21 protein-coding genes are annotated in these 24,436 nt (G+C 73.0%); 17 read left to right on the top strand and 4 right to left on the bottom strand.

The genetic code is table 11. From position 1 onward, the window contains the following. The first annotated feature begins 762 nt into the window (after window positions 1–762). From Cba03nite_RS20070 to Cba03nite_RS20025, 10 genes are read left to right on the top strand one after another with little or no spacing between them, the layout of a single operon-like run. Window positions 763–1,200, top strand: coding sequence for a hypothetical protein (locus Cba03nite_RS20070; protein ID WP_203748342.1), 438 nt, complete (start codon window positions 763–765; stop codon window positions 1,198–1,200). Further along, window positions 1,188–1,826 carry a CIS tube protein gene (locus Cba03nite_RS20065; protein ID WP_203748339.1) on the top strand — a complete coding sequence of 213 codons (639 nt, stop codon included), beginning with the start codon at window positions 1,188–1,190 and terminating at the stop codon, window positions 1,824–1,826. The genes Cba03nite_RS20070 and Cba03nite_RS20065 overlap by 13 nt, the downstream gene beginning before the upstream one ends. Next, window positions 1,823–3,307 carry a phage baseplate assembly protein V gene (locus tag Cba03nite_RS20060; protein WP_203748336.1) on the top strand — a complete coding sequence of 495 codons (1,485 nt, stop codon included), beginning with the start codon at window positions 1,823–1,825 and terminating at the stop codon, window positions 3,305–3,307. Before Cba03nite_RS20065 ends, Cba03nite_RS20060 begins: the two co-directional genes overlap by 4 nt. Continuing rightward, entirely contained in the window at window positions 3,304–3,642 is a 339-nt protein-coding gene (locus tag Cba03nite_RS20055) for a hypothetical protein (protein ID WP_203748333.1), read from the top strand. Before Cba03nite_RS20060 ends, Cba03nite_RS20055 begins: the two co-directional genes overlap by 4 nt. After that, on the top strand, window positions 3,639–4,034 hold the full coding sequence (locus Cba03nite_RS20050; protein ID WP_203748329.1) for a GPW/gp25 family protein: 396 nt from the start codon (window positions 3,639–3,641) through the stop codon (window positions 4,032–4,034). The genes Cba03nite_RS20055 and Cba03nite_RS20050 overlap by 4 nt, the downstream gene beginning before the upstream one ends. Next, a complete protein-coding gene (locus Cba03nite_RS20045; protein ID WP_203748327.1) occupies window positions 4,031–6,565 on the top strand; it encodes a putative baseplate assembly protein in 2,535 nt (844 codons plus the stop codon). Before Cba03nite_RS20050 ends, Cba03nite_RS20045 begins: the two co-directional genes overlap by 4 nt. Then, window positions 6,555–7,016 carry a phage tail protein gene (locus Cba03nite_RS20040; protein WP_203748325.1) on the top strand — a complete coding sequence of 154 codons (462 nt, stop codon included), beginning with the start codon at window positions 6,555–6,557 and terminating at the stop codon, window positions 7,014–7,016. Before Cba03nite_RS20045 ends, Cba03nite_RS20040 begins: the two co-directional genes overlap by 11 nt. Continuing rightward, window positions 7,013–8,128 (top strand): PASTA domain-containing protein, encoded by a 1,116-nt coding sequence (locus Cba03nite_RS20035; RefSeq protein WP_203748323.1) that lies wholly within the window; start codon window positions 7,013–7,015, stop codon window positions 8,126–8,128. The genes Cba03nite_RS20040 and Cba03nite_RS20035 overlap by 4 nt, the downstream gene beginning before the upstream one ends. 1 nt (window position 8,129) lies before the next feature. Continuing rightward, window positions 8,130–8,582, top strand: a complete 453-nt coding sequence (locus tag Cba03nite_RS20030; protein WP_203748321.1) for a hypothetical protein — start codon at window positions 8,130–8,132, stop codon at window positions 8,580–8,582. Next, entirely contained in the window at window positions 8,575–9,339 is a 765-nt protein-coding gene (locus Cba03nite_RS20025; RefSeq protein ID WP_203748319.1) for a hypothetical protein, read from the top strand. Before Cba03nite_RS20030 ends, Cba03nite_RS20025 begins: the two co-directional genes overlap by 8 nt. Before the next feature lie 151 nt (window positions 9,340–9,490). On the opposite strand, the gene Cba03nite_RS20020 is transcribed toward Cba03nite_RS20025, so the two are convergent. Beyond that, the gene (locus tag Cba03nite_RS20020) at window positions 9,491–9,901 is read right to left on the bottom strand and encodes a hypothetical protein (RefSeq protein ID WP_203748318.1); all 411 of its coding nucleotides are present in this window, start codon (window positions 9,899–9,901) and stop codon (window positions 9,491–9,493) included. A gap of 91 nt (window positions 9,902–9,992) precedes the next feature. Continuing rightward, the gene (locus Cba03nite_RS20015; RefSeq protein ID WP_203748315.1) at window positions 9,993–10,301 is read right to left on the bottom strand and encodes an STAS domain-containing protein; all 309 of its coding nucleotides are present in this window, start codon (window positions 10,299–10,301) and stop codon (window positions 9,993–9,995) included. Window positions 10,302–10,456: 155 nt separating this feature from the next. Here Cba03nite_RS20015 and Cba03nite_RS20010 point away from each other — a divergent pair, with 155 nt between their 5' ends. Next, window positions 10,457–11,662 carry an RNA-guided endonuclease InsQ/TnpB family protein gene (locus tag Cba03nite_RS20010; RefSeq protein WP_203748310.1) on the top strand — a complete coding sequence of 402 codons (1,206 nt, stop codon included), beginning with the start codon at window positions 10,457–10,459 and terminating at the stop codon, window positions 11,660–11,662. Window positions 11,663–11,675: 13 nt separating this feature from the next. On the opposite strand, the gene Cba03nite_RS20005 is transcribed toward Cba03nite_RS20010, so the two are convergent. After that, window positions 11,676–15,800, bottom strand: a complete 4,125-nt coding sequence (locus Cba03nite_RS20005) for a SpoIIE family protein phosphatase (RefSeq protein WP_203748307.1) — start codon at window positions 15,798–15,800, stop codon at window positions 11,676–11,678. A 192-nt stretch (window positions 15,801–15,992) separates the two neighbouring features. On the opposite strand from Cba03nite_RS20005, the gene Cba03nite_RS20000 reads away from it, so the two are divergent. The 4 genes from Cba03nite_RS20000 to Cba03nite_RS19985 all read left to right on the top strand — a co-directional run bounded on the left by Cba03nite_RS20000 (window position 15,993) and on the right by Cba03nite_RS19985 (window position 20,892). Beyond that, window positions 15,993–16,607, top strand: coding sequence for an RNA polymerase sigma factor (locus Cba03nite_RS20000; RefSeq protein WP_203748304.1), 615 nt, complete (start codon window positions 15,993–15,995; stop codon window positions 16,605–16,607). Beyond that, window positions 16,604–17,359: a hypothetical protein gene (locus tag Cba03nite_RS19995; protein WP_203748301.1), complete on the top strand. Its 756-nt coding sequence runs from the start codon at window positions 16,604–16,606 to the stop codon at window positions 17,357–17,359. The genes Cba03nite_RS20000 and Cba03nite_RS19995 overlap by 4 nt, the downstream gene beginning before the upstream one ends. 101 nt (window positions 17,360–17,460) lie before the next feature. Continuing rightward, window positions 17,461–18,057 carry a hypothetical protein gene (locus Cba03nite_RS19990; protein WP_203748298.1) on the top strand — a complete coding sequence of 199 codons (597 nt, stop codon included), beginning with the start codon at window positions 17,461–17,463 and terminating at the stop codon, window positions 18,055–18,057. Window positions 18,058–18,261: 204 nt separating this feature from the next. Further along, entirely contained in the window at window positions 18,262–20,892 is a 2,631-nt protein-coding gene (locus Cba03nite_RS19985; protein WP_203748295.1) for an MGH1-like glycoside hydrolase domain-containing protein, read from the top strand. 90 nt (window positions 20,893–20,982) lie between these two features. Here the strand turns inward: Cba03nite_RS19985 and Cba03nite_RS19980 are convergent, their stop codons facing one another. Further along, the gene (locus tag Cba03nite_RS19980) at window positions 20,983–21,399 is read right to left on the bottom strand and encodes a MarR family winged helix-turn-helix transcriptional regulator (RefSeq protein ID WP_203748292.1); all 417 of its coding nucleotides are present in this window, start codon (window positions 21,397–21,399) and stop codon (window positions 20,983–20,985) included. A 125-nt stretch (window positions 21,400–21,524) separates the two neighbouring features. On the opposite strand from Cba03nite_RS19980, the gene Cba03nite_RS19975 reads away from it, so the two are divergent. After that, window positions 21,525–23,276: an ABC transporter ATP-binding protein gene (locus Cba03nite_RS19975; protein WP_239125897.1), complete on the top strand. Its 1,752-nt coding sequence runs from the start codon at window positions 21,525–21,527 to the stop codon at window positions 23,274–23,276. Between the two features lie 51 nt (window positions 23,277–23,327). Continuing rightward, window positions 23,328–24,206 (top strand): hypothetical protein, encoded by an 879-nt coding sequence (locus tag Cba03nite_RS19970; protein ID WP_203748287.1) that lies wholly within the window; start codon window positions 23,328–23,330, stop codon window positions 24,204–24,206. The last annotated feature ends 230 nt before the right edge of the window (window positions 24,207–24,436 follow it).

Here is a 24,436-nt window from a genome sequence, read left to right as displayed (position 1 = left end):
CCCACCCCCGTCCTCCGCCCGGCCGCCCCGGCCTACCCCGCGCTGGACGGCCCCGCCGCACCATGGGTGGGGTCGCCCGACGGCCCGCCCACGGTCAGTGCTCCGGCGGCGCTCGCACAGTTCGGCGCCGGGCGATGGCTCGACGGCCGGACCGGCGATCGTGTCGAGGCGGTCCGCTGGCCGGACCAGGGCCCCGGCGCCGCCAGTGCGCCAGACTCGTCGTGGTCCGGCGTGGCCGGGCCGCGACCGGCTTGGACGGCACCGCCCACGGCACCCTCCCTCCCGACGCAAGCGAGACCGGCGCCCACCACGGCGTCGAGCGAGGCAGATCCCGGAACTGCCCCGGCAGCGCTGCCCGGACCTGCCCCGGCGCGGATCGCGGCGGAGGGCTACCCGCCTGCCACGACACCTTTCGTGGCGGCGCAGCCTGGTCATGCCGTGACCTCGACCGGTGCGCAGGACGTGGAGTCGCCGGCCGTCGGGCGGACGCTCGACGTCGGCGCGGGCGCCGGGCGGACCGAGGCCGGTGCCACCGCGGCACCAACCACGTCCCGGTCCGGCAACACCGGTGATGCGGAGGCAACCCAGGAGTTGCCGCCCGCGGACCTCACCACTCCTTCGGAGACGGCAGGCCGGCCGGTTCCTTTTGCGGGGCGGCCGGGTGGCGAATCGGCACGGCCGCCCGCGCACGGGCCGGCTGCCGGGGAGGCGGCAACTGCTGCGCGGGGCCACAACTCCTGTGTTGTGGATACAACTCAGGAGTTGTGGGCCGCGGACGACCACACCCGGCCCGAGGCGGAGCCGCGCGTGACCGGCCCGGCCCGGATCCCGACGCCGGGCCGTCCCGCCGACTCCCGGCCCTTCGCGGTCAGGTCCGCCGACCTTGGTCCCGGCATCGCTCGGGCGGCGGCGGCCCACGTGGACACCGCGCCGGGCCGGCTCGGGCCGCAGCAGCCGACGGGCCGTGCGGAGCTGCGCACGCGGGCCGTCCTGCCGGAGTCCTCCGGAGCCGAGGCGGCGGCGGTCGTGGCCGCGCCTTGGCCCGCGCTCGCGGGGGAGGACGCGGCGGGGGAGCAGGAGCGGTGGCCCCGGCTGCTCGACGACACCGCGCTGTGGGCGGTCACCGTGCCGCCCGGAACCGATCCCGACCGCACCAAGCTGCGGCAACGCCAACAGGAGGGCTCGTCGTGGAACGCATAGCCTTTCTCGTCGACGCCACGGGCGAGCGCATCGACTGCCTGGTCAACCCCGAGACCCTGGTGGTACGCAGAATCGCCGGCGTGCGCCCGGCGGCGCTGCCCGGCGCGGTGGTCGGCACGGGTGTCGACGACGCGCTGCTGTTCACCGGCGGCGGCCGCACCGAGCTGGTGCTCGACCTGCTGTTCGACGTGGACCTGGTCGAGCCCGCGCACCGGCCCGACGACGTACGCCGGCTCACCGGGCGGCTGTGGCACCTCGCCGAGAACGGTGAGGGCAGGCCGCCGCTGGTCCGGCTCGTGTGGGGCAAGACCTGGAACCTGCCCGGGGTCGTGGTGAACGTGGCCGAGCGCCTGGACGCGATCGACGCCTCCGGCACGCCGCGCCGCTCCTGGCTGCGGCTCAAGCTGGTGCGTAGCGAGGGCGAGCCCGCCGCGCCCCCGGCGCCGACCGCCGCGGCGGCCGTGCAGGCCACCGGGGACGGGTCGGGCGGCGGCGGGGCCAGGTTCGACCTGCTGGCGGCGGAGGCGCTGGGCGACCCGACGCGGTGGCGGGAGCTGGCTGAGCACAACGGCATCGACAACCCCCTGGCCTTGCGGGCCGGGTCCGTCCTCGGAGTCCCGTCATGATCATTCCTGTTGTCTCGGTGCGCCTCGACGGCGCGCCCGTGCCCGGCCGGGTCCTGTCGGTGCGGGTCACCCGCCGGATCGGGCTGCCCGCGCAGGCCGAGCTGACCATGCACACCGCGGCCGGCTGGCCGTTCGGGGCGCGGCTGCGGCTCGACGTCGGCGACCGGGAGCTGTTCGACGGCGAGGTCAGCACGGTGGAGCTGGTGCGCGGGCCGGGTTCGGAGACGGGCTGGACGGTCGTGGCCCACGACCTGCTGCACCGGCTGCGCGCCCGCCAGCGTCCCCGCGTGTTCACCGGCGTGACCCTGGCCGACCTGGCCCGCGAGCTGACCGCCGACCTCGGCCTGACGGTGCGCTGCCCCGACCCGGGGCCGCCGCTGGAGCGGCTGCTCCAGCACCGGGCCACCGACTGGGACCTGCTCGCCCGCGCCGCCGGGCGCCTGGGCCGCTACCCGGTGCTCGACGGCTCGGCGCTGGTCCTGGACACGCTGCGCCCGCGCGGGGCCGCCGTGCCGCTGAAGTTCGGCGACACGCTGTGGCAGTGCCGGGTGGAGGGGCATGCCGACCGGGCCGTCGCCGCCGTCGCGACGTATGGCTGGCATCCGGGCAAGGGCGAGTTCACCACGGGCCGGGCCGGTGCCCCGGGCTACCGTCCCGGACCGGCGGCGCCGGTGCCGGGGCTGGACGGCACGGACCGGGCGCTCATCGACCAGCCCGCCGGGCAGCAGGCCGAGGCGGCGCAGGCGGCGCTGGACCGGGCCGCGGCGCGGGTGCTGTGCGTCAGCGGCACCGCCCAGGGCGATCCGGACCTGCGGCCCGGCCGGGCGGTCGAGATCGCGGGCGTCGGCGAGGCCGTCGACGGGACGTACCCGGTGTGCACGGCCGTGCACACGATCGACGCCGACGGGTACCGCACGGTGTTCTCGACCGAGCCACCGGAGGGCCTGGCGCAGCCCACGGCCGCCGCCGTCGCGCTGGGGCGGGTGACCGACGTGGACGACCCCGACGGCTACGGCCGGGTGCGGGTGGTCCTGCCCGGACACGGCGAGCTGGATCTGGGCTGGCTGGCGGTGCTGTGTCCCGGCGCGGGGCCGGGCAAGGGCGTCGTCGCGCTGCCCGACCCCGGTGACCTGGTCGTGCTGGCCCTGCCGCACGAGGACCCGGCCGAGGCGATCGTGCTCGGCGCGGTCTTCGGCGCCCAGTCGCCGCCCGACAGCGGGGTCAGCGGCGGGCGCGTACGCCGGTGGAGCCTGCACAGCCCCGGCGGCCAGCGGGTGGTCGTCGACGACACCGAGAAGTCGATCAAGTTGTCCAACGACGACGGCAGCACGCTCGAACTCGCCCCCGGCAAGGTCCGCCTGCTGGCGCGCACCGACCTGGTCATCGAGGCTCCCGGCCACCGGATGACCATCCGCGCCGCCAACGTCGACTTCGAGCGGGCGCTCGTGCCGGGCCTGCCCACCGGGGTGATCCCGGGATGAGACTCGTCGACACCTCCTTCGACGTGCGCTGCGACCACGACGGCAAGGTCGAGAACAACCCGTCGCAGCACTGGGTCGAGATCGCCGGGCACCCGGTGCTCGTCGACGACGACCCGCAGGGCCGTGCCATCGCCCGCTGCCCGAACATCGGCGCGACCATGAAGCCCTGCGTGAAGACGCTGCGCGTGTTCACCGGCTACAGCGAGTGGATCCGCATCGACGGCGACGCCGTCGTGCTGGACAGCCTCGACGGCCTCACCGACGGCACGGTCCCGGGCACCGTCCACTACCGCGTCCGCATCCCCGGCCAGTCCTTCGTGGAGGCATCCGCATGAGCATCACCTCCCTGCGCTTCGCCGAGGGCGAAGGGCTCGTCACCTCGGCCGCCGGCCGGGTCGCGTTCGTCCACGGCGACGACGCGATCCGCCAGGCCATCATCCTGCTGCTCGGCACCGTGCCGGGGGAGCGGCTGATGCGCCCCGACTACGGCTCCCACCTGCACCGGCTGCTGTTCGCGCCGAACGACCAGACCACCGCCGGCCTGGCCATCCACTACGTGCGCCACGCGCTGGAGCGCTGGGAGCCGCGCATCGAGATCGAGCAGGTCGACGCCGACCCTGATCCCGACATCGCCTCGCGGCTCAACGTGCACCTGCGCTACCGGGTCCGGCAGACGCTGGCCGAAGGCGCCCTCGACTACCCCATCGACCTCGGAGAACAGTCATGATCCCCGTGCCGAACCTGGACGACCGCACGTTTCCCGACCTCGTCGCCGAGGCCCGCGACCGGGTGCGGCGCTCGTGCCCGGACTGGACCGATCTGTCCGTGCACGACCCGGGCATGGCGCTGCTGGAGGCGTTCGCCTACCTGACCGAGGTGATGCTGTACCGGCTCAACCGGCTGCCGGAGAAGGCGTACCTGGAGTTCCTGAACCTGCTCGGGGTCACCCGCCGCCCGCCCGCGGCGGCCTGGGCCGAGCTGACGTTCACCCGGTCCGGTGCCGAGACCGGGCGCATCGCCATCCCGGCGGGCACCCGGGTCGTGGCCGCCCGCGGCGCCGACCCGCAGCCGGTCGTGTTCACCACCACCGCCCCTGCCGTGCTCGCCGAAGGCGAGACCGAGGCGCGGGTGCGCGCCTACCACTGCGAGCTGGTCGACGGCGAGCTGCTGGGCCTGGGTACGGGGCTGCCCGGCCAGGTCCTGCGGGTGGCGCGCGCGCCGCTGGCGACGACCGGCGAGCCGCTGGAGGTGATGCTCGGCGTGCAGGCGTCCGGCCCGGCGACAGGCGCGGCGCGCGACTTCGAGGGCCGTACCTTCGAGATCTGGCAGCGGGTCGAGACGTTCGCGGGGCTCGGCCCCGACGACCGCGCCTACCTGCTCGACCCGGCCGCCGGGGTGGTCACCTTCGCCCCGGCGCTGGACGGCGGCACGGTGCCCGGCGCGGTCCCGGCCGCCCACCGCGAGATCCGGCTCTGGTATCGCGTCGGCGGCGGCGCGCACGGCAACGTGGCCGCCGGGACGCTGACCGCCCTGCGCGACCCGATCGCGGGCGTACGCGTCACCAACGCCGAGGCGGCGCGCGGCGGGCGCGACATCGAGCAGGTCGACGCCGCCGCCCGGCGCGGCCCGTACGAGCTGTTCAGCCTGCACCGCGCCGTCACCGCCCGCGACTTCGAGCTGCTGGCCACCGCCGGTTCCCCGGCCGTGGCGCGGGCGCGGGCGTTCACCCGGGCGTCGATGTGGTCGTTCGCCCGGCCGGGCGAGGTCGAGGTGACGCTGGTGCCGTACGTGCCCGAGGCGTCCCGCCCCGGCTGGCGGCTGCCCGTGTCCGCGCTGCTGGAACGACAGCTCGACGAGGTACGCCTGCACACCCAGGCCGACCTGGACCGCCGCCGCGCGCTGGGCACCTCGGTCACCACGACCTGGGCCCGCTACAAGTCGGTCGCGGTCAAGGGCCGGGTCGTCGTCGGCCGCCAGGAGGACGTCGACGCGGTGCGCCGCCGTATCCACGACCGGCTGCACCAGACGATCAGCCCGCTGCCCGCGCCCGCGACCGTCGAGGGCTGGACGTTCGGCGAGCCGCTGCGCGCGTCGAACGTGTACCGGATCCTGGAGCAGGCCGAGCCCGGCGTGCGCTACGTCGACGACGTGCGGTTCGTGCTGGAGCACGCGCCCAGCCGCGACGTCAGCTCCATCGCCGCCGACGGCTACCAGCCCGGCACCTGGTACGCGGGCGGCGGCGAGCAGGTCTTCCGGTCCACCAACGACGGCGTCGGCTGGGAGCTGGTCACCGCGTTCCCCGGCCAGTCCGTGCGGCAGGTGCTCCCCGCGCCGGTGTCCGACCGGCCGGGCGTGGTCGCCCGCCCCGGCTGGGTCGCGGTGGTGACGAACCTGGAGGAGGGCGGCTCCTGCGTACACGTGTCGGCCGACCTGGGCGAGACGTGGCGGCAGCTGACCGAGATCGACGCCGTGGTGCTGGAGGCGGCGTGGATCGACCGCGAGGAGGCGGTGTCGCTGCTGCTGGCCACCGACGTCGGCCTGTACGAGATGTCGCTGCTGGACGGCGCGGTGCCGCTGCAGATCATCGTGGACGCCAAGGACCAGGACCGGGGCTTCAACTCGGTGCGCGCGTTCGTGTCCGAGCGCGGCGTGTGGGGCGTGGCCCTGGCCGCCGAGACCACGTACGGCGTGTACCTGTCCACCGCCGGGGGCCGGCCGGGCACGTTCCAGCACGTCGGCCTGAACGGCGTCGACACCCGGGCGCTGGCCGTGCAGCTCGACGGCCCGGACACGGTGCTGTGGGTCGGCACCGGCACCACCGACCCGCGCAAGCCCGGCGCGGGCTGCTACCGGGCCCGGCTGTTCGAGGCCGACGTGCGCTGGCAGCCGCTGGCCGCCGGGTGGACCGGCGGCACCTGCTGGGGCCTCGACTTCACCGACACCATCGCGTACGCCGCCAGCCAGAGCGGCGGAGTCCTGCAGCTCGACACGGCCGCCGCGACGCCGCAGTGGGAGTCGCCGTCGGTCAACTGCGGCCTGCCGCTGCGCGACCGGACCCGGTTCGAGCCGGTGCGGACCCTCGCCGCAGGCAGCCGCGTGTTCGCGGGCGGCAACCGCGGCACGCACGTGCGCACCGGCCCGGCGCTGTGGGCGTCGGCGGCCGACACGGAGCTGCGCCAGCTCGTCACCATCCCGCCGACCTGGCTGCTCGTCTCGGGCGAGCACGACATCGAGGTGGTGATCGACGATGCACCGTGACGCGATCGCCGCGCTGCTCCCCGCCGCCTACCAGCGGGCGATGCACCCGTCCGGGGTGCTGTGGGCGCTGCTGGACGTGATGGAGGCCCTGCACGAGTCCGGCGAACAGCGCCTGGACTCGGTCGAGGACCTGTTCCACCCGTACCGCTGCCCGGACCGCCTGGTGCCTTTCCTGGCCCGCTGGGTCGCGGTCGACCACCTGGGCGCCAACCGCGACCTGGTCGCCCACGGAACCGCACTCGCGCAGTCGCGCGGCACCCGCGAAGGGCTGCGCGACGCGGTCGCCCTCGCCACCGGCCTCACCGAGATCGAGATCGAGGAGTCGGCCGAGCGCCCGTTCCACCTGATCGTGCGCATCCCCGCCGGATCCGGCCTGGCCGAACGGGTCCGGCACATCGTCGAGCTGGACAAGCCGGCCGCCACCACCTTCGAAATGGGAGTCCTGGAATGACCGAGAACGGCAAGAACGAGAAGTGGGTCATCACGACCGCGACGCCGGAGGTGACCCTGGGCCAGGACCGCGCGGCCGAGGTCACCTTCACCATCACCAACCAGTCCCGGCGCACCGGCCGCCCCGGCATCGACTTCCACACCGGCCCGGAGACGGACGCGGCGTGGTTCTCGGTGGAGGAATACCCGCGACCGAAGCCCGGCGCGACCGCACCCCTGGTCGTGAAGATCAACGTGCCGCAGACGGCCCCGGCCGGGCGCTACGAGTTCCAGGCCCGGCTCACCCCGCCGCTGGGCCTGGGCGCGCAGCGAGACGCCGAGCTGTCCGACGCCCCCGAGGAGACGTCGGTGCTCAGCCGCCGCGTCGCCGTCGTCGTGCCCGCCCCGCCCGCGCCGGAGAAGAAGCCGTTCCCGTGGTGGATCGTCGTGGCGGCCGCGCTGGCCGTGCTCGTCATCGGCGTCGTCACCTGGATCGTCTGGCCGGAGGGCGAGCCGGAGGCGGCCACCACCCCGCAGCCGTCCGTGTCGGCCACGCCCGAGGTGTCGGCCAGCCCGGTGCCGGTGGTGATGGTGGCCGTGCCGAAGCTGATCGGCCTGCCGCCCGCCGACGCCAAGGCCGCCCTCGCCAAGGCCGGGCTCGTCGCGGGCACCGTCCAGTTCGGCTGGGACAACACCCGCGGCCCCGGCGCGGTCACCCGGCAGTCGCTGCCCGGCGGCGCGTCCGCGGCCAAGGGCAGCACCGTCGACCTCGGCGTCTCCGCCGCGGCCGCCAAGCCGGTCATCTCGCAGCCGGTCACCAACTCCAGCGTCCCGCCGGGCCGCATGCCGGTCGTCGTCTGGACCCAGCCCGACTCGTGGCCGGTCCGCTGGCTGCTGACCGTCCAGATCGAACGCTGCACCAAGTCCGCGTTCGGCGAGGTCTGCCAGCTCACCCCGGCGGTGTCCAGCCAGGTCGCCACCGCGCGCGAGTTCACCCCGGCCATGCCGACCCTCAACTACGCCACCGTCAACAACGTCCGCGACAACGGCTGGGTCACCGTCAACGTGCACGTGCTCGACGACTACGGCAACGCCACCGAGGCCGGCTCGGTGCGGGTCTACCTGGAGCACTGACATGCCCGCGCTGACCCGAGCCCAGAAGATCCTCGCCGCCGTCGCGGTGCTGATCGTCGCCCTGTTCGTCACCGGCGTGGTGACGCAGGACGGCGAGGTGACCATGGCCGACCCGAGGGACAACGCCCTGGTACGCATGCTCGACGGCTGGTTCGGCGACCCCGACCCGGTCGACCCCGCCGACCTGGCCGCGCCGTGCCTGGCCGACGGCGTGCTCGTCGTCGAGACGAGCTGCGTGCTCACCGTCGCGGCGGCCGACAGCGACCTGCGCGAGGTCGAGCTGACCCCGGACGGGGCGCTGCACCTGAGCACCCGCGCCCCGCACGACGACACGGTCCTCGATCGGGACCTCGCGGCGGGTGAATCCGTGCGCGTCGCCGTCGACGACCAGGGCGTCGACATCACCCTCACCTGCGACAACTGCGCCATCACCCTGGGAGGCAGCGATGGATAGGCTGCGTACGCCGTTCTTCTTCGTCGCGCTCGTCGCGATGGGCCTGATCGTGGCGGTCGAGACCGGCAGCTCATTCCTGCTGGGGCTGACCACCCCGGCGGTGGGCACGGCCGCGCAGCTCGGCGCGGACGTGCCGCCGGGGGTGGCGGAGCGGCCCGGCGGCCTCGCGATCAGCTACCTGTCGCTCATCGACGTGGTGCTGCTCGGCACGGCGGTGCTGATGGGCGTGGCGATCCTGGCGTCCAAACGGGTGCACGCCCGCGCCCAGGGCGTGGCCACGCTCGTCGGGGCGATCATCCTGATCATCACGGCGCTGGTGCTGCTGTTCGTCGCGATCGCGAAGCTTATCCTCATGGTCACGCTGCTGATGGCGTTCCCGTTCGGCACGATCGTGTACCTGATCCTGTTCGGCTCGTTCCCGCGCGGCGAGGCGGCGGTCGTGCTGTCGCTGATCATGTTCCTGAAGGTGGTCGCGATCGCCTGCCTGATCATCGCCCAGCAGCGGTTCCTGCAGAACAAGGGGCTGGTCGCGATGATGATCACGTCTCTGCTCGGCAACGTGGTGGCGGTGTTCCTGCACGGGCTGGTGCCCGGAATCCTGGTCAGCATCACCGACGCGATCGCCGGGATCGTCTTCGCGATCGTCGGCATCGTCTGGGCGATCATCCTGATCGTCGGGTCGATCCCGGCGATCATCCGCGCGGTCCAGGTCACGGTCGAGAGCGCCAAACAGCTCAAGGCGGTCCCCGCCACCTGAGCCGGCAACGTCCGCGCGGAGCAGGGCCGGCCGACGATCGGGCCGACCCCGCTCCGCGCGTCCCCCGGCGTCCGGTTCAGCTGCCGGCCCCTGGCCCACACCAGGGCGTCAGCCTAGACGGCACACGGCGAACCGCCGTCGGCATCGGACCTCAGGCCCGGTTGATCAGCCCCACGCAGAAAGCCGCTGCGGCCGAGGCGATCGCCGTGCCGGCGAGAACGCGGGTCCACACCGTGCTGAGCGCGGTGGGCAGGGGACTCGTGGCGGCGAAGCCCTGGGTGAAGACGTCCCGCTCCTCCGCCGGGACCAGCCGGTCCAGCCAGTGCTCGGATTCGGCGTGGTAGAAGCGCGCCCAGCGGCGGCAGGCGGCCGTCATACCGGCGGCGGCGCCGTTGATCAGCGCCACCAGCGTCAGCGTCCAGACGATACCGGCGACGCCCACCACCGCCGCAGGCCACAGCAGCAGAACGGTGATGCCGAGGGCTGCTCCCGCGATGATGTTGGCCGTCGTCTGGTACTGCCGCACGCGGCGGCACGCGAGGAGCCACAACTGCTGATGCACGTCGATAGGGGACACGGCACTTTCTAGCACGCGTGCGCGACACCACGTTGCCCCTTTATCGCCGAGGCCGGCGCCCAGCCGTTCGGCCCGGTCAGGTTCCGGTGTGCTGCGGCGGCTCGTGCACGGTGACGAGGTCGGTGAGGCCGGAGACGCGCAGCACGGGATCGATCAGCCGGTTGGCGACGAGCTCGATGCGGTCGGCGTGGGCGAACAGGACCGCCAGCCCGGCGCTGTCCAGATACTCCACCGCGGAGAAGTCGAGCAGCAGCCGCCCGGACGCGCCGTCGATGGCGTCGGCGAGGCAGGCGGTGTTGCTCATGTCGATCTCACCGCGGACCAGCAGTGCGGTCGTGCCGTCAGCCTGCCGGGCCGAGCTGATGTGCAGCGGTGTCGTGGTCATCAGATTCCTTCCGCGGATACTCCGGCCTTCAGGCCGGAGAGGAAACAGAACCCCTGCGGATCAAGACGGGCAGAGCCGATCCGCCGCCAAGGCGGACCGGCGTCCACCTGTATCACGGCCCGCAGTTCATCGAATGCCCGGTTAGGATGTAAGCCGTGACCAGGACGGTGAAGCGGGCGTTCAAGTTCCGCTTCTACCCGACCGACGTGCAGGCAGCGCAGCTTTCGCGGACGTTCGGGTGCGTCCGGCTGGTCTACAACCTGGCCCTGCAAGCCCGCACCGAGGCGTGGACCCAGCGTCGGGAGCGGGTCGGCTACAACGCCACCTCGGCACTGCTCACCGGATGGAAGAAGACCGGGGACCTGGCGTTTCTCAACGAGGTCTCGTCCGTGCCGCTGCAGCAGGCACTGCGGCACCTGCAGACCGCGTTCGGCAACTTCTGGGCCAAACGCGCCAACTACCCTAGCTTCAAGAGCAAGAAGCGCTCGCGCCGCTCGGCCGAGTACACCGCTAGCGCCTTCCGCTGGCGCGACGGCACGCTGACCCTGGCCAAGATGACCGAACCCCTCGACATCGTGTGGTCGCGGCCGCTGCCCGAGGGCTGCGCACCGTCGACGGTGACCGTGTCGTGCGACGCGGCCGGACGCTGGTTCGTGTCCCTGCTCTGTGACGACACCATCACCCAGACCCCCGCCACCGGCCGGGTCGGGATCGACGCCGGGCTGGACAGTCTCCTCACCCTGTCCACCGGGGAGAAGATCACTAATCCCAGGCATGAGCGCGTCGACCGGCAGCGGCTGGCCCGCGCGCAACGCGACCTGGCCCGCAAGCAGAAGAGTTCGGCCAACCGGGACAAGGCCCGGATCAAGGTCGCCCGCATCCACGCCCGTATCGCCGACCGCAGGCGTGACCACCTGCACAAGCTGAGCACTCGGCTCGTTCGTGAGAACCAAACGATCGTGATCGAGGACCTGGCCGTCCGTAACATGGTCAAGAACCACCGTCTGGCCTGCGCGATCAGCGACGCGGCCTGGCGGCAGCTGCGCACCATGCTCGAGTACAAGGCCGCCTGGCACGGCCGGGACCTGATAGTCGTCGACCGCTGGTTCCCGTCGACCAGACTGTGCTCGGTGTGTGGCGCACTCGCAGAGCGGACGCCGCTGCACGTGCGGTGGTGGACCTGCCGGTGCGGTAGCACCCACGACCGCGACGTCAACGCGGCCCGCAACATCCTGGCCGTCGGACTGGCGGTGACAGCCTGCGGAGACGGTGTAAGACCTCAACGAGAGTCCTCTCGGACGGGGCATTCGTCGGCGAAACAGGAAAACCCGAGGGCGACCAAGGGAATCCTTGTCCTTTAGGACGGGGAGGATGTCAACGGGGAATCCTCGCGTGCATGTCGACGATGGTTCCGGCACTGGTCGAGTTGATGTTGACCTCGGACATCATGGCGCGCATCAGGCCCACGCCCCGGCCGCGGTCGGTGTTGACCGTCGGGATCTTCCACCGGCCCGTGTCGGTGACGACGAGCCGGAGCCGGTCGGCGTACGCGACGGCGCGCAGCTGGATCGGCTCACCCGGATTGGCACGGTGCCCGTGCTCGATGGCGTTCGCGCAGGCCTCGCCCGCGGCGATGAGCGCACCCTGCGCGAGGTCCATCGGCAGGCCGCAGCGCTGCAGCCAGTCGCGCAGCGCGCTGCGGACCGGGGCGAGCTGCCCGGCGTCGGCCGGGAAGGTGAGCTGCAGCGGCCCGGGCTGGCGGTAGAGCAGGAACGCGACGTCGTCGTCGAACCCGCCGGCGGGGGTGAGCTGGTCCATGACGTACGCCGCGAGCTGGTCGACGTCGATGTCACGGCCCTGGTGCAGGGTCGTCGCGGCGCTTTCGATGCCCTCGTCCAGGGATTGGCGCCGCCGTTCGATGAGGCCGTCGGTGTAGAGGATCATCGTCGCCCGCGGCGGCACGGTGTGCTCGGCCTGGCCGCGAGCGCTCCCGGGGCGCACCGCCAGCGGCAGCGACCGGCCCTTGTCGAGGATGCTGGTGCCGCCGTCGTGGTGGGCGACGACACCGGGGGGATGCCCGGCGCTGGCGTAGGTGAGCCGGCCGGTCCGGGGGTCGAGCACGCCGCAGAAGACGGTGGTGCAGGCGGCGCCCGGGGTGGCCGCGGCGAAGTGGTCCATGGTCATCAGGGCGCGGGCGGGGCTGGGGTCCTGCAGCAGCAGGGCACGGCAGGCGCTGCGCAGCTGTCCCATGACGGCGGCGGCGGTCAGGCCGCGGCCGACGCAGTCGCCGACGACGATGCCGATGCGGCCGTCGGGCAGGGCGATGGTGTCGTACCAGTCGCCGCCGATCTCCAGCGGGGTGGCCGCCGGCTCGTAGCGGACCGCGAATCCGTGCGGCAGCTGCGCGGGGCCGAGCAGGGCGCGCTGCAGCGCCAGGGCGGTCTCGCGCTGCTGGTCGATCTGGTGGGCGCGGGTGAGTCCCTGGGCGAGGCTGCCGCCGAGCAGGGACAGCAGCAGCCGGTCGTGGTCGGTGAAGGGCCGGTTCGGGCCGAGGTTCAGCCAGATCACCATGGTGCCGTGGGGGTGTTCGAGCCGGATGCCGGCGCTGTCGCCGGGCGCCGGGGTGAGGTTCGGGCCGTCGCGCAGGGCGGTGATGGCGTCGCGGTGCTGCTCGGCCAGGTGCTCCCAGGTGGCGGCGGTGCCCTGCGCGGTGGTGACGGCGGGCGGGGCGCCGGGGCGGAAGACGACGCCCCAGACCTGCGCGGCGTGCCAGAGCCGCTGCAGCTCCGCCAGTGCCTCGACGGCGGCGTGGGCGAGGTCCGGCGCCTGCGACAGGCGCATGTTGAGGGTGGCGAGGGCGTTGTCGCGCTGGATGGCGTAGTGCTCGGCGCTGACGTCGCGGAAGGTGCCGACGGTGACGGTGCGCCCGGTGTCGGGGTCCTGCGCCTTGTTGAAGGTGGCGTTGGCCCATACGCGACGGCCGCTGCGGTGCACGACGGGGATCGTGTAGCTGCCCTGGGCGTTGCGCAGCAGCGTGTCGAAGGCGGCGGCGACCTGCTGGTGCGCGTCGGCGTCGGCGGCGTCGGGCCACCAGGGGTGCTGCGGCAGGTAGGGCAGGCCCTCGGGGCCGTAGCCGAGGATGTCGGTGAACGCGGTGTTGATCTCGACGACGGCGCCGTCCTCGTCGCAGACGAAGAACGCCTCCTGCAGCGAGTTGATCAGGGCGGTGCGCCACCGGGAGTGGTGGTTGCGGATCCGGGCGAGCTCCACGTTGGCCCGGACCCGGGCGAGCAGCTCGGCGGCGGCGAAGGGTTTGACGAGGTAGTCGTCGGCTCCCGCCTGCAGCCCCTCGATGGAGGCCTCCTGGCCCGCGCGGGCGGACAGGAGGATGACGGGGATCGCCTCGGTGCGCGGATCGGCCCGCAGCGCCATGAGCAGCTGCAGGCCGTCCAGGCGGGGCATCATGACGTCGCTGATGACCAGTTCGGGGGTACGGGCACGGGCCTCGTCGAGCGCCTGCCGGCCGTCCTGCACGGTGCTCACCTGGTAACCGGCGCCGGTCAGCAGCCGGGCGAGGTAGGCCCGCATGTCGGCGTTGTCGTCGGCGACGAGCACGCTGGCCGGTCTGTCCAGGCTCGGGCCGTACAGCGGCGTGCCCTGGTCGGCCGGGCTGACCGACTCTGCTGCGGGCTGGTCGGGCACCCAGCGCAGGGCCTCCTGCACGTACGGCTCGGCGGCGGCCGACAGCGCCGCGCTGCTCGTCGGCGCGACGATGGCGCCGTCGGGCAGGTGCTGGTGGCCGAAGGGGAGCCGGATGGTGAAGCGGGTGCCCTCGCCCTCGGTGCTGTGCGCGGTGATGGTCCCGCGGTGCAGGCTGACCAGCTCCTGCACCAGGGCCAGGCCGATGCCGCTGCCCTCGTTGGAGCGGGAGCGGGCGTTCTCGATGCGGTGGAAGCGCTCGAACAGCCGGGGGATCTCGTCGGCGGCGATGCCGATGCCCGTGTCCGTCACGCTGACGATCGCGTGCGGGCCGTCGCTGCGGACGCTGACCTCGACCGAGCCGTCGAAGGTGAACTTCAGGGCGTTGCTCAGCAGGTTGAGGACGACCTTCTCCCACATGCCGCGGTCGAGGTACACCGGCCGGTCCAGCGGCGGGCAGTCCACGGTGAGGCGCAGGCCCGCCTTCTCCACGGCGGACCGGAACACGCTGGCCAGCTCGGCGGTGACGGCGGCGAGGTCGACCGGTTCGTACCGGGCCTGCATCCGCCCGGCCTCCAGGCGGGAGAAGTCGAGCAGGCTGTTGACCAGCTTGCCCAGCCGCAGGCCGTTGCGGTGGATGACGTCCAGTTCCTCCCGCGTCGCCGGGTCGGTGTCCGGGCGGCGGCGCAGGTCGTCGACCGGCCCCATGATCAGGGTCAGCGGGGTGCGGAACTCGTGGCTGATGTTGGAGAAGAACACCGTCTTGGCGCGGTCGAGCTCCGCGAGCTCCTCGGCGCGGCGCTGCTGCTCCTGGTAGCTGCGCGCGCTGGCGATGCCGGTCGCGACGTGCCCGGCCACCAGCTCCAGGAAGGAGCGGTAACCGTCGTCGAGGGGGCGGTAGCGGTTGAGCCCCGCGACGAGGAATCCGGCGGGGTCGCCGCCCTGCCGTAGCAGCGGGACGACCAGCGCCTGCACGGGCGGCAGCGGCCAGCCCCCGGTCGGCAGCGTGGCGAAGCCGGGCCCGTCCAGCTCGACGAGCTGCGGCTCGGTGCCGGTCGTGATCACCGGCCACGTCGGCGCCGGCCCGTCCACCGGCAGCGGGGAGACGGCGACGGGATGCCCGTCGGGCAGGCCGGTTGTCTCGGCCAGCCGGGCGGTCGCGCCGTCGCTGAGGTAGATCAGGGTGAACGGCAGGTCGCGCTGGTTGCGCTCCAGCTGCCGGCTCGCGAAGGCGAGCGTCTCCTGCTGCGTGCGTACGACGCTGAGGTCGGAGCCGAGATCGCGCAGGGTGGCCATGCGGCGCTCGCTGATGACCCGCGTGGTGTCCTCGCTGACGACGCAGAGCATGCCGACCGCGGCGCCCGACTCGTCCCGTAGCGGGCTGTAGGAGAAGGTGTGGTAGGTCTCCTCCTGGTAACCGGACCGCTCCAGGAACAGCAGCAGCGCCTCGTCCCAGCTCGCCTGCCCGGTGGCCAGCACGCGGTCGATGCGGGGGCCGATGTCGTCCCAGATCTCGGCCCACACCTGGCTGGCGGGCCGGCCCAGCGCCCACGGGTACTTGTGCCCGAGCGTGTCGCGCCGGTACGCCGCGTTGCAGAGGAAGGTCAGCTCGGGGCCCCAGGCCATCCACATGGGGAACTTCGACGACAGCAGAATGCTGACCGCGGTGCGCAGGCTCTGCGGCCATCCGGGCACGGGGCCCAGCGGTGTCGCGGCCCAGTCCACCGCGCGCAGATCCGCGGCGACCTCGGGATCCGCGGAGAACACCTCGTCCGTCAGGCCGTCGCCGGAATCCGTCACCCCACACCCGCCCACATGAATCCCACCCTGCCATCCGTACCTGGAGTCCCGCCAGCGGCTCCTGAGTCTGGATACCGGATGTACGGTTCCCGAAACCTCGCCCGTGCGGGCTACTGTCGCCGCAGGCAGGCCGGGGGTGCGGGGTGACCCGGATCACGGAACTCCCGGCGGGCAACGGACAGAGAAGTGGTCATGGAGTCGAGTCTGCGCGCCCGGATCCGGGCGGGTGACGCCACGGCGTTCGCCGAGCTGTTCGACCAGTACGCGCGGTCGGTGTACAACCACGCGTTCCGGCTCACCGCCGACTGGTCCGTCGCCGAGGACGTCATGGCCGCCACGTACCTGCAGGCCTGGCGCTCCCGGGAGCGGATCGGCGAGGACGGCGGGTCGCTGCGGCCGTGGCTGCTCGGCATCGCCACCAACGAGGCCCGCAACCACACCCGCAGCAACCGCCGCTACCGCGCCGCCGCCGCGGCCCTGCACGCCGAGGACTTCAGCGAACCCGACCACGCCGACCGGGTCGCCGGGCGCATCGACGACGGCGCCCGCCTGACCGCCGCGATCGCCGCCCTCGCCAAGCTGCGCCGCCAGGAACGCGAGGTCGTGACCCTGTGCCTGTGGGAGGGCCTGGACTACGAGTCGGCGGCGCGGGCGCTGGGCGTGCCGGTCGGCACGGTGCGCTCGCGCCTGTCCCGGGCCCGGACCAGGCTGCGCGCCCTCGTCGACCGGGTGCCCCGGAACCCGGCCGGGCCGGCCGGACAGATACCGGACGGCGTCGTCCGACTCGCCAAGGAGGGCAACCGATGAAGGCGTACCCGCCGCACGACCGGCCCACAGCGGCCGATCTCGCCGACCTGGCCGAGCTGCTGCCCGACCCCGGCCACCGCGACCTGCCACCGGGCCGCCACGAGTGGCACCGCACCCGTCTGCTGCACGCGATCCGCGACCCGCGCCCGGTGGCCGCGCCGCGCCGGACCCTGCTGCGGCCGGTGCTGGCCCTGGCGGCCGCGGCCGCGCTCGCCGGTACGGCCGCCGTGATGATCAATGCTGGAGACCGGGGGAGCGTCGTCACCCTGCCCACGCCCGGAGCGACCACACCCGCCGCCGAGCCCACGGGCGGCGGCCCGGTCGCGAAGATCCGCGCATACGGCACCGTCAGCCAGCTCACCGAGACCGCGGACCTGGTGGTACGTGGCGAGGTCGTACGCGCCGAAGGCTCCGGCGGCGACGTGGTGGTGCGGGTCGCGGAGGTGCTCTACCGCGCGCCGGGCCTGCCCGGCACCGCCGAGATCACGGTGCGGGCGACGCCGATCGCGGGCATGTCCGCGCTCGCGCCCGGCCAGCACACCGTGCTCTACCTGGCCGCCGCCGACCCGGCCGCCGGCGCGTACACGACGCTGAGCGGCGACTTCGGGATCTTCGACGTCAGCGGGGAGACGGCCACCGCGCGCTCCGAGACGATGACCGTGACGGGGCTGCGCGCGGAGGACGCCACCGTGCGAGGCCGGTTCGCCGCGCCGCTGGCCGAGCTGCGCGCCCTCGCCCGCGCACGCGGCTGAAGATTTCGGGAACCCGGCGCCCGCGCCGCACAGATACCTGGTGAGAGGACCGCCGTAACCGGGCGACCGTCCGGCCGGCACCGACACGCTAGGAGCGCTCCATGGCAAGCACGCACCCCCACCGCGTCGCGGCGGCCGCCGCGGCCCTGCTCGCGGCCGCGGCCCTGGCCGCCTGCGGCAGCGCCGAGCAGGCCACCCCCGCCGCCGCGCCCACCACGGCGGCGGCCGCGCCGAGCGAGGCCGCGCCGCCCGCGCTGGGCAAGCTGCGGGGGTACGCCACGGTCCGCGAGCTCACCGAGACCGCCGACCTGGTCGCCCGTGGCCAGGTCGAGGCCGCCGGGTTCCGGGTCGACGAGGTCCTGCGCGCCGCGAACGGGGCCACGGCCAAGGCCGGTGACCGGCTCACCCTGACCGGGCTGAACGGCAAGGTCGTCGACATGGTGCACATGTCGAAGCTGGAGCCGGGCCAGACGGTGGTGCTCTACCTGTCGCGCGATGCCGCGTCGGGCGCGTACAGCACGCTCACCGGCGACTTCGGGATCTTCGACGTGACCGGCGCGGAGGACCAGGCCGCCGCGACGACCCGCTCGCAGGCGATGGCCGTGAGCGGCCTGCTCGCGGAGGACCCGGCGGCCGCGGGTAAGGGCTTCCGCACCACCCTCGGCCAGCTGCGCGCCGTCGCGGCCCAGGTCGAGTAGGGAACCGGCCTCCGGTGCCGCGCCGCCGGCCCCGGAGGCCACCCGCTCGGCCCCCGCCGTCCCCTCCCATGATCAGCGACTCGTGTCGGGACGTGAGGCTGAGCCGCAGGTTTCGACATGAGAGCGTGATCTTCGCGCCAGGGTGGAGTGGCCGAAAGTGCGGAATCGGTCTGCGGGCGGCCCGCCAGTGTCGATGATGAGCAAATGACTACGAACACTGATGCAAGCCCCGAAAAGGACCGCCTGGCCCAGGCCGACGCGGGCACGGTGCCCTGGCGAGCCTGGGGGCCGTACCTGTCCGAACGCGCCTGGGGCACGGTGCGTGAGGACTACAGCGCGACCGGCGAGGCCTGGAGCTACTTCCCGCACGACCACGCGCGTTCGCGGACCTACCGCTGGAACGAGGACGGCATGGGCGGCGTCTGCGACGACCGGCAGCGCTTCTGCTTCGCGCTCGCCCTCTGGAACGGCCGGGACCCGATCCTCAAGGAGCGCATGTTCGGCCTCACCGGCCCCGAGGGCAACCACGGCGAGGACGTCAAGGAGTACTGGTGGTACGAGGACTCGACCCCGACCCATTCCCACATGAGCTGGCGCTACCACTACCCGCAGGCGGAGTTCCCGTACCGGCAGCTGGTCGAGACCAACGCCCGCCGGAGCCGGGACGAGCCGGAGTTCGAGCTGGTCGACACGGGGGTCTTCGAGGGCGACCGCTACTGGTCGGTCACCGCCGACTACGCGAAGGCCTCCCCGACTGACATGTGCATCGTGGTGACGGTCGCCAACCGGGGGCCGGAGGCCGCGACGATCCACGTCCTGCCGACGCTGTGGTTCCGCAACACGTGGGCCTGGGGCCGCCCCCGCCACGACGCGGTGCCGGTGATCACCGGCCATGACGGCCGCCTCACCGGCGAGCACCCGGAGCTGGGCACGATCGAGCTGGTCGGTGACGGCGCGCCCGCCGCGCTGTGCTGCGACAACGAGACCAACAGCGAGCGGCTGTGGGGCTCGCCGGGCCGCTCGGCGTACCCGAAGGACGGCATCAACGACCACGTCGTGCACGGCGCCGACACCGTGAACCCGGCACGGACCGGCACCAAGGCGGCGCTGCACTACGTGCTCGACGTGCCGGCGGGGGAGTCCCGGCAGATCCGGCTGCGGCTGGCGGCGCCCGCCGACGGCTCCACCGACCTCGGGGACGGCTTCGCGCGGGTCATGGCCGACCGCCGGGCCGAATCGGACGCGTTCTTCGCCGGCCTGATGCCCGCCGGGTCGACCGAGGACGAGGCCCGCGTGGTGCGCGGCGCGATCGCCGGCCTGATGTGGGGCAAGCAGTTCTACCGCTACGACGTCGGCGAGTGGCTGATCGGGGACCGGACCACGGTCACCCCGCCGGCCAGCCGCCTGCACGGGCGCAACAGCGCCTGGTGGCACATGGCCGCCGCCGACGTCATCTCCATGCCGGACCCGTGGGAGTACCCGTGGTTCGCGGCCTGGGACCTCGCGTTCCACTGCGTCGCGATCGCGCGCGTCGATCCGGCGTTCGCCAAGCAGCAGCTGCTCCTGCTGGTCCGGGACTGGTACATGCATCCCGACGGGCGGGTCCCGGCGTACGAGTGGGCGTTCGGCGACGTCAACCCGCCGGTGCACGCGTGGGCGGCGCTGCGCGTGTTCGAGCTGGACGGCGGCGGTGACTTCGACTTCCTCGAGCGGGTCATGCACAAGCTGATGCTCAACTTCAACTGGTGGGTCAACCGCAAGGACGCCGACGGCAACAACGTCTTCGAGGGCGGCTTCCTCGGGCTGGACAACATCGGCCCGTTCGACCGGTCGGCGCCGCTGCCCGTCGAGGGCCGGATGGAGCAGTCCGACGGCACCGGCTGGATGGCGATGTACGCGGCGAACCTGCTGGAGATCGCCGTCCGCCTCGCCGAGCGTAACCCCAGCTACGAGGACGTGGCGACGAAGTACTTCGAGCACTTCGCGTACATCACCGCGGCGGCGCAGTCGCTGTGGAGCGAGAAGGACGGCTTCTACTGCGACACGCTCCGGGTCGGCAACGAGCCGCCGATCCCGCTGCGGGTGTTCTCGATCGTCGGCCTGATCCCGCTGGTGGCGACCGTGACGTGGCGCGAGGGCACGTATGGCCGGCTGAAGGACCTGGTCGAGCGGGTCGGCTGGTTCCTGGAGCACAAGGCCCAGTACGCGGCGGTCGTAGGCGAGCAGCGGACCCGTGCGTCGGGCGAGCGGCACCGGCTGCTGTCGATGGTGACCATGGATCAGCTGGAGCCGATCGTGTCCCGGATGCTCGACGAGGGCGAGTTCCTCAGCGCGTACGGCCTGCGCAGCATCTCGCGCGTGCACGCCGGTGAGCCGTTCGTGATCAACCTCGGTGGCTGGGACCACAGCGTCGGCTACGAGCCGGGCGAGTCCCGGACCGGGGCGTTCGGCGGCAACTCGAACTGGCGCGGCCCGGTCTGGATGCCGGTGAACTACCTGCTCATCGGTGCGCTCAGGCAGTTCGGCGACTTCCTGGGGGAGTCGGCGACGTTCGAGTACCCGACGGGCTCCGGCACCCGGCGGACCCTGAACGAGATCGCCGCCTGCCTCTCCGAGCGGCTGGTGGGCATCTTCCTGCGGGACGGGGACGGCCGGCGGCCGGTGTACGGGCGGACCGAGCTGTTCCAGTCCCACCCGGACTGGCGCGACCGGCTGATCTACCCGGAGTACTTCCACGGCGACGACGGGTCGGGGCTCGGCGCGGCCCACCAGACGGGCTGGACCGCGCTGGTGGCCGACCTGATCCTCGGCCGTTCGGACCGGCAGCCGCACTGAGCCGCCGCGGGGCGCCCGGAGGTCGCGCCCCACCACGAGGCCGCAACTGTCAGCAGTTGCGGCCTCGTCCGTGTGGCCCGCTGGTGCGGCTCAGGGGGTGAGCCCGCGCAGGATGCGGACCAGGTGCGCGCGGTCGGCGTCGGGCAGCGTGCTGAAGAAGCGCTCCGTCTCGGCGCGCCCGGCGTCCGCGATGGCCTGTGCGGTCGCGCGCCCCTCGCCGGTGAGCGCGACCAGGGTCGCCCGGCGGTCGGCGGGGTCGGGCCGCCGCTCCACCAGGCCGCGGGCGGCCAGGTCGTCGACGACCTCGGTCACCGAGCGCGGCGCGATGCGCAGCTGCTCGGCCAGCTCGTTGAGGCGCAGCGCGTCCTGGCGGGCGAGCACCCGCAGCGCCCGCGACTGCGACGGGCTGATCTGCCACGGGGTCAGCGCGGCCTTCGTCAGGTGGCGCAGGTGGCGGGCAACCGCCCAGAACGCCTCAGACAGGGCACCCTCGTCGTGCTGATCCACGCGGAATAGCGTAGCAGCGGATGCGGTTGTTACCTCATAGTGAGGTAACCTCAGTATCCGACGGAAGGAACCACCCCTTGGACAGCCCCAGCTTCGAACAGGGCCGCCGCGGCGGACCCAAGAGCGTGACCGCCGAGGAGAAGGCGCAGGCCCGCGAGGTCTCGCTGCGCCGCGTCGGCGGCCTGTTCAGCGCCCATCGCGGGCAGATCGCCCTGGTCACCGCCATCATCGTGGCCTCGTCGGTGATCGGCATGGCCTCGCCGTTCCTGCTGCGTGAGGTCATCGACGTCGCGCTGCCCCAGGCCGACCTGACCCTGCTGGTCTGGCTCGTGCTCGGCATGGTCGCGGTGGCCGGGCTCACCGCCGCCCTCGGTGTCGTGCAGACCTGGATCTCCACCAACGTCGGGCAGCAGATCATGCACCGGCTGCGCACCGACGTCTTCGCCCACCTGCACCGCCAGTCCATCGCGTTCTTCACCCGCACCCGCGCGGGCGAGGTGCAGTCGCGCATCACCAACGATATCGGCGGCATGCAGGCCGTCGTCACCTCCACCGCCACGTCCGTCGCGTCGAACCTGACCACCACCGTCGCGACCGCCGTGGCCATGGCCGCCCTGTCCTGGCAGCTGTCGCTGGTCTCCCTCGTGGTCATGCCCCCGGCCGTGTACCTGACCCGCCGCGTCGCGCGCATGCGCCGCACCATCACCGCGCAGCGCCAGCGTGAGCTGGCCGACCTCAACGTCACCATCGAGGAGGGCCTGTCGGTCAGCGGCGTCCAGCTGAGCAAGACCACCGGCACCGGCCCCGCACTGGTCGAGCGATTCGCCGCGTCGTCGGCGCGCCTGATCGACCTGGAGCTGCGCTCGGAGCTGGCCGGGCGCTGGCGGATGGCCTCGATGAGCATCATCTTCGCCGCGATCCCCGCGGTCATCTACCTCAGCGCGGGCCTGCCCGCCACCGCCGGCGCGCTCAGCATCGGCACCCTGGTCGCGTTCACCGCGCTGCAGGGCAGCCTGTTCCGGCCGCTGATGGGGCTGCTCAACGTCGGCGTCTCGCTGACCAGCTCGCTGGCCCTGTTCGCGCGCATCTTCGAGTATCTCGACCTGCCCGTGGACGTCGACGACCCGGCGCGTCCGGTCACGATCGACCCGGCCCGCGTCGCGGGGCACCTGCGCCTGGAGGACGTCACGTTCGCGTACCCCGGCAGTGGCACCGCCGCCGTCGCGGGGGTCAGCCTCGACGTGCCCGCCGGGACGTCGCTGGCGCTGGTCGGCGCGACCGGCTCCGGCAAGAGCACCATCGCGGCGCTCGTCTCCCGGCTCTACGACCCGGCCGCCGGGCGGATCACCGTCGACGGCGTCGACCTGCGCGACCTGCGGCTGGCCGACCTCGCCCGCATCGTCGGCGTGGTCAGCCAGGAGACGTACCTGCTGCACACCACCATCCGGGAGAACCTGCGCTACGTGAAGCCCGACGCGACCGACGCCGAGATCGAGCGGGCGGCCCGCGCCGCGCAGATCCACGACCTCATCACCGAGCTGCCCGACGGCTACGACACCATGGTCGGCTCGCGCGGGCACCGCTTCTCCGGCGGCGAGAAGCAGCGCATCGCCATCGCGCGTACGCTGCTGCGCGACCCCCGCGTCCTGGTCCTCGACGAGGCGACCAGCGCCCTGGACACCGAGACCGAACGCGCCGTGCAGCGCGCCCTCGACGAGCTGTCCCGCGGGCGCACCACGATCACCATCGCGCACCGGATGTCCACCGTGCGCGACGCCGACCAGATCGCCGTGGTCGACCACGGCCGCATCCTCGAATCCGGCACCCACGCCGACCTCGTGCAGGACGGGGGCCGCTACGCGGCGCTCGCCGCGTGACGGGCGCGCACGAGATTGACTGTTAGGTTTGTTTACCTTTTACTTACGTGCATGTATCGATTCCTCCGCGCGCTCGCCGGGCTCTGCCTGGCGGCCGCCGTGATCGTCCTGCCCGGCAGTCCCGCGCACGCCGCCGCAGGCCAATACACCTTCAGCACCGGCACGATGGCGCCGGGCGCGAGCAAGACCTGGCACTGGAACAACGCCGACGCGGGCCTGGCCTACCGGGTCGGACTCTCCCCGCAGGGCGCCACCCCCACCTCGACCTGCGAGTTCGAGGTCACCCGCGAGTGGTACGAGCAGCGGCTCAACTCGGGCGTCAGCGAGCTGGAGTACTGGTTCACCGTCACCAACGTCGGCGACCTCGCCTGCTCCGCGACGGCGCTGCTGAGCTGGATCGGCCCGACCGCCAAGCTCGGCCCGACCGCGTCGGCCCCGGCCGGGCAGCGCGCCGGGACGTGGTACTACTACGACAGCGACGCGTCGACGACGGCCCTGGTGGTCGCCCTGATCCCGAGCGGCGCGACCTCCGCCGCGCCCTGCAGGTGGGAGGTCGGCCGGATCATGCAGATCACCAACAACGAGGGCGAGCGCCGCCACGGCATCGCCGCCGACAACGTCGGCTCCATCACCTGCCAGGCCGAGGTGCGGGTGTACGCGATCGCCGCGTCCAGCACCTGGTCGACCGGATCCATGGCCCCCGCCTCGACGAAGACCTGGCACTGGAACAACGCCAACCCGCTCACCGCCGTGTACGCCGTCAGCCTGCGCCCCGACGACGACATCCCGTTCTTCAGCATCGAGCGCACCTGGTACGTCCAGCGCATCAACTCCGGGGGCGCGGCCGAGCGCGAGTTCTACCTGACCGTGCGTCACTACAGCTCACCAGGCCCTCATTCGGCTCAGGTGCTGCTGGCACGCGTCTACTGACCGAGGCCGGGACGGGCGGTGCGCGCCGCCGTCCGTCCCGCATCGAGAAGCGCGCCAATAGGCTCCCGAGCAACGCGGAAACATGCCGGAAATAAACCGGGAATGCGCTGGTAAAGACGGGAGTGACGAAGAAATCAATCACTGGTCTTTGCCCGCCATTCGGTTATGCTCATGCCCTAATCGCCCGTCAGCGACGCCGGGATCGACACGGCACCGCAGCCCTGCGGCAC

Source organism: Catellatospora bangladeshensis, assembly GCF_016862575.1.
GTDB classification, from domain to species: domain Bacteria; phylum Actinomycetota; class Actinomycetes; order Mycobacteriales; family Micromonosporaceae; genus Catellatospora; species Catellatospora bangladeshensis.
This window is presented reverse-complemented; position numbering and strand designations above follow the sequence as displayed.

Coding starts and splice junctions, on each gene's coding strand:
- Cba03nite_RS20050 (WP_203748329.1), top strand. CDS start 3,639: ATGAGCATCACCTCCCTGCGCTTCGCCGAGGGCGAAGGGCTCGTCACC.
- Cba03nite_RS19990 (WP_203748298.1), top strand. CDS start 17,461: ATGGCAAGCACGCACCCCCACCGCGTCGCGGCGGCCGCCGCGGCCCTG.
- Cba03nite_RS19970 (WP_203748287.1), top strand. CDS start 23,328: ATGTATCGATTCCTCCGCGCGCTCGCCGGGCTCTGCCTGGCGGCCGCC.
- Cba03nite_RS20045 (WP_203748327.1), top strand. CDS start 4,031: ATGATCCCCGTGCCGAACCTGGACGACCGCACGTTTCCCGACCTCGTC.
- Cba03nite_RS20015 (WP_203748315.1), bottom strand. CDS start 10,301: ATGACCACGACACCGCTGCACATCAGCTCGGCCCGGCAGGCTGACGGC.
- Cba03nite_RS20040 (WP_203748325.1), top strand. CDS start 6,555: ATGCACCGTGACGCGATCGCCGCGCTGCTCCCCGCCGCCTACCAGCGG.
- Cba03nite_RS20055 (WP_203748333.1), top strand. CDS start 3,304: ATGAGACTCGTCGACACCTCCTTCGACGTGCGCTGCGACCACGACGGC.
- Cba03nite_RS19985 (WP_203748295.1), top strand. CDS start 18,262: ATGACTACGAACACTGATGCAAGCCCCGAAAAGGACCGCCTGGCCCAG.
- Cba03nite_RS20035 (WP_203748323.1), top strand. CDS start 7,013: ATGACCGAGAACGGCAAGAACGAGAAGTGGGTCATCACGACCGCGACG.
- Cba03nite_RS20030 (WP_203748321.1), top strand. CDS start 8,130: ATGCCCGCGCTGACCCGAGCCCAGAAGATCCTCGCCGCCGTCGCGGTG.
- Cba03nite_RS20060 (WP_203748336.1), top strand. CDS start 1,823: ATGATCATTCCTGTTGTCTCGGTGCGCCTCGACGGCGCGCCCGTGCCC.
- Cba03nite_RS20025 (WP_203748319.1), top strand. CDS start 8,575: ATGGATAGGCTGCGTACGCCGTTCTTCTTCGTCGCGCTCGTCGCGATG.
- Cba03nite_RS19995 (WP_203748301.1), top strand. CDS start 16,604: ATGAAGGCGTACCCGCCGCACGACCGGCCCACAGCGGCCGATCTCGCC.
- Cba03nite_RS20000 (WP_203748304.1), top strand. CDS start 15,993: ATGGAGTCGAGTCTGCGCGCCCGGATCCGGGCGGGTGACGCCACGGCG.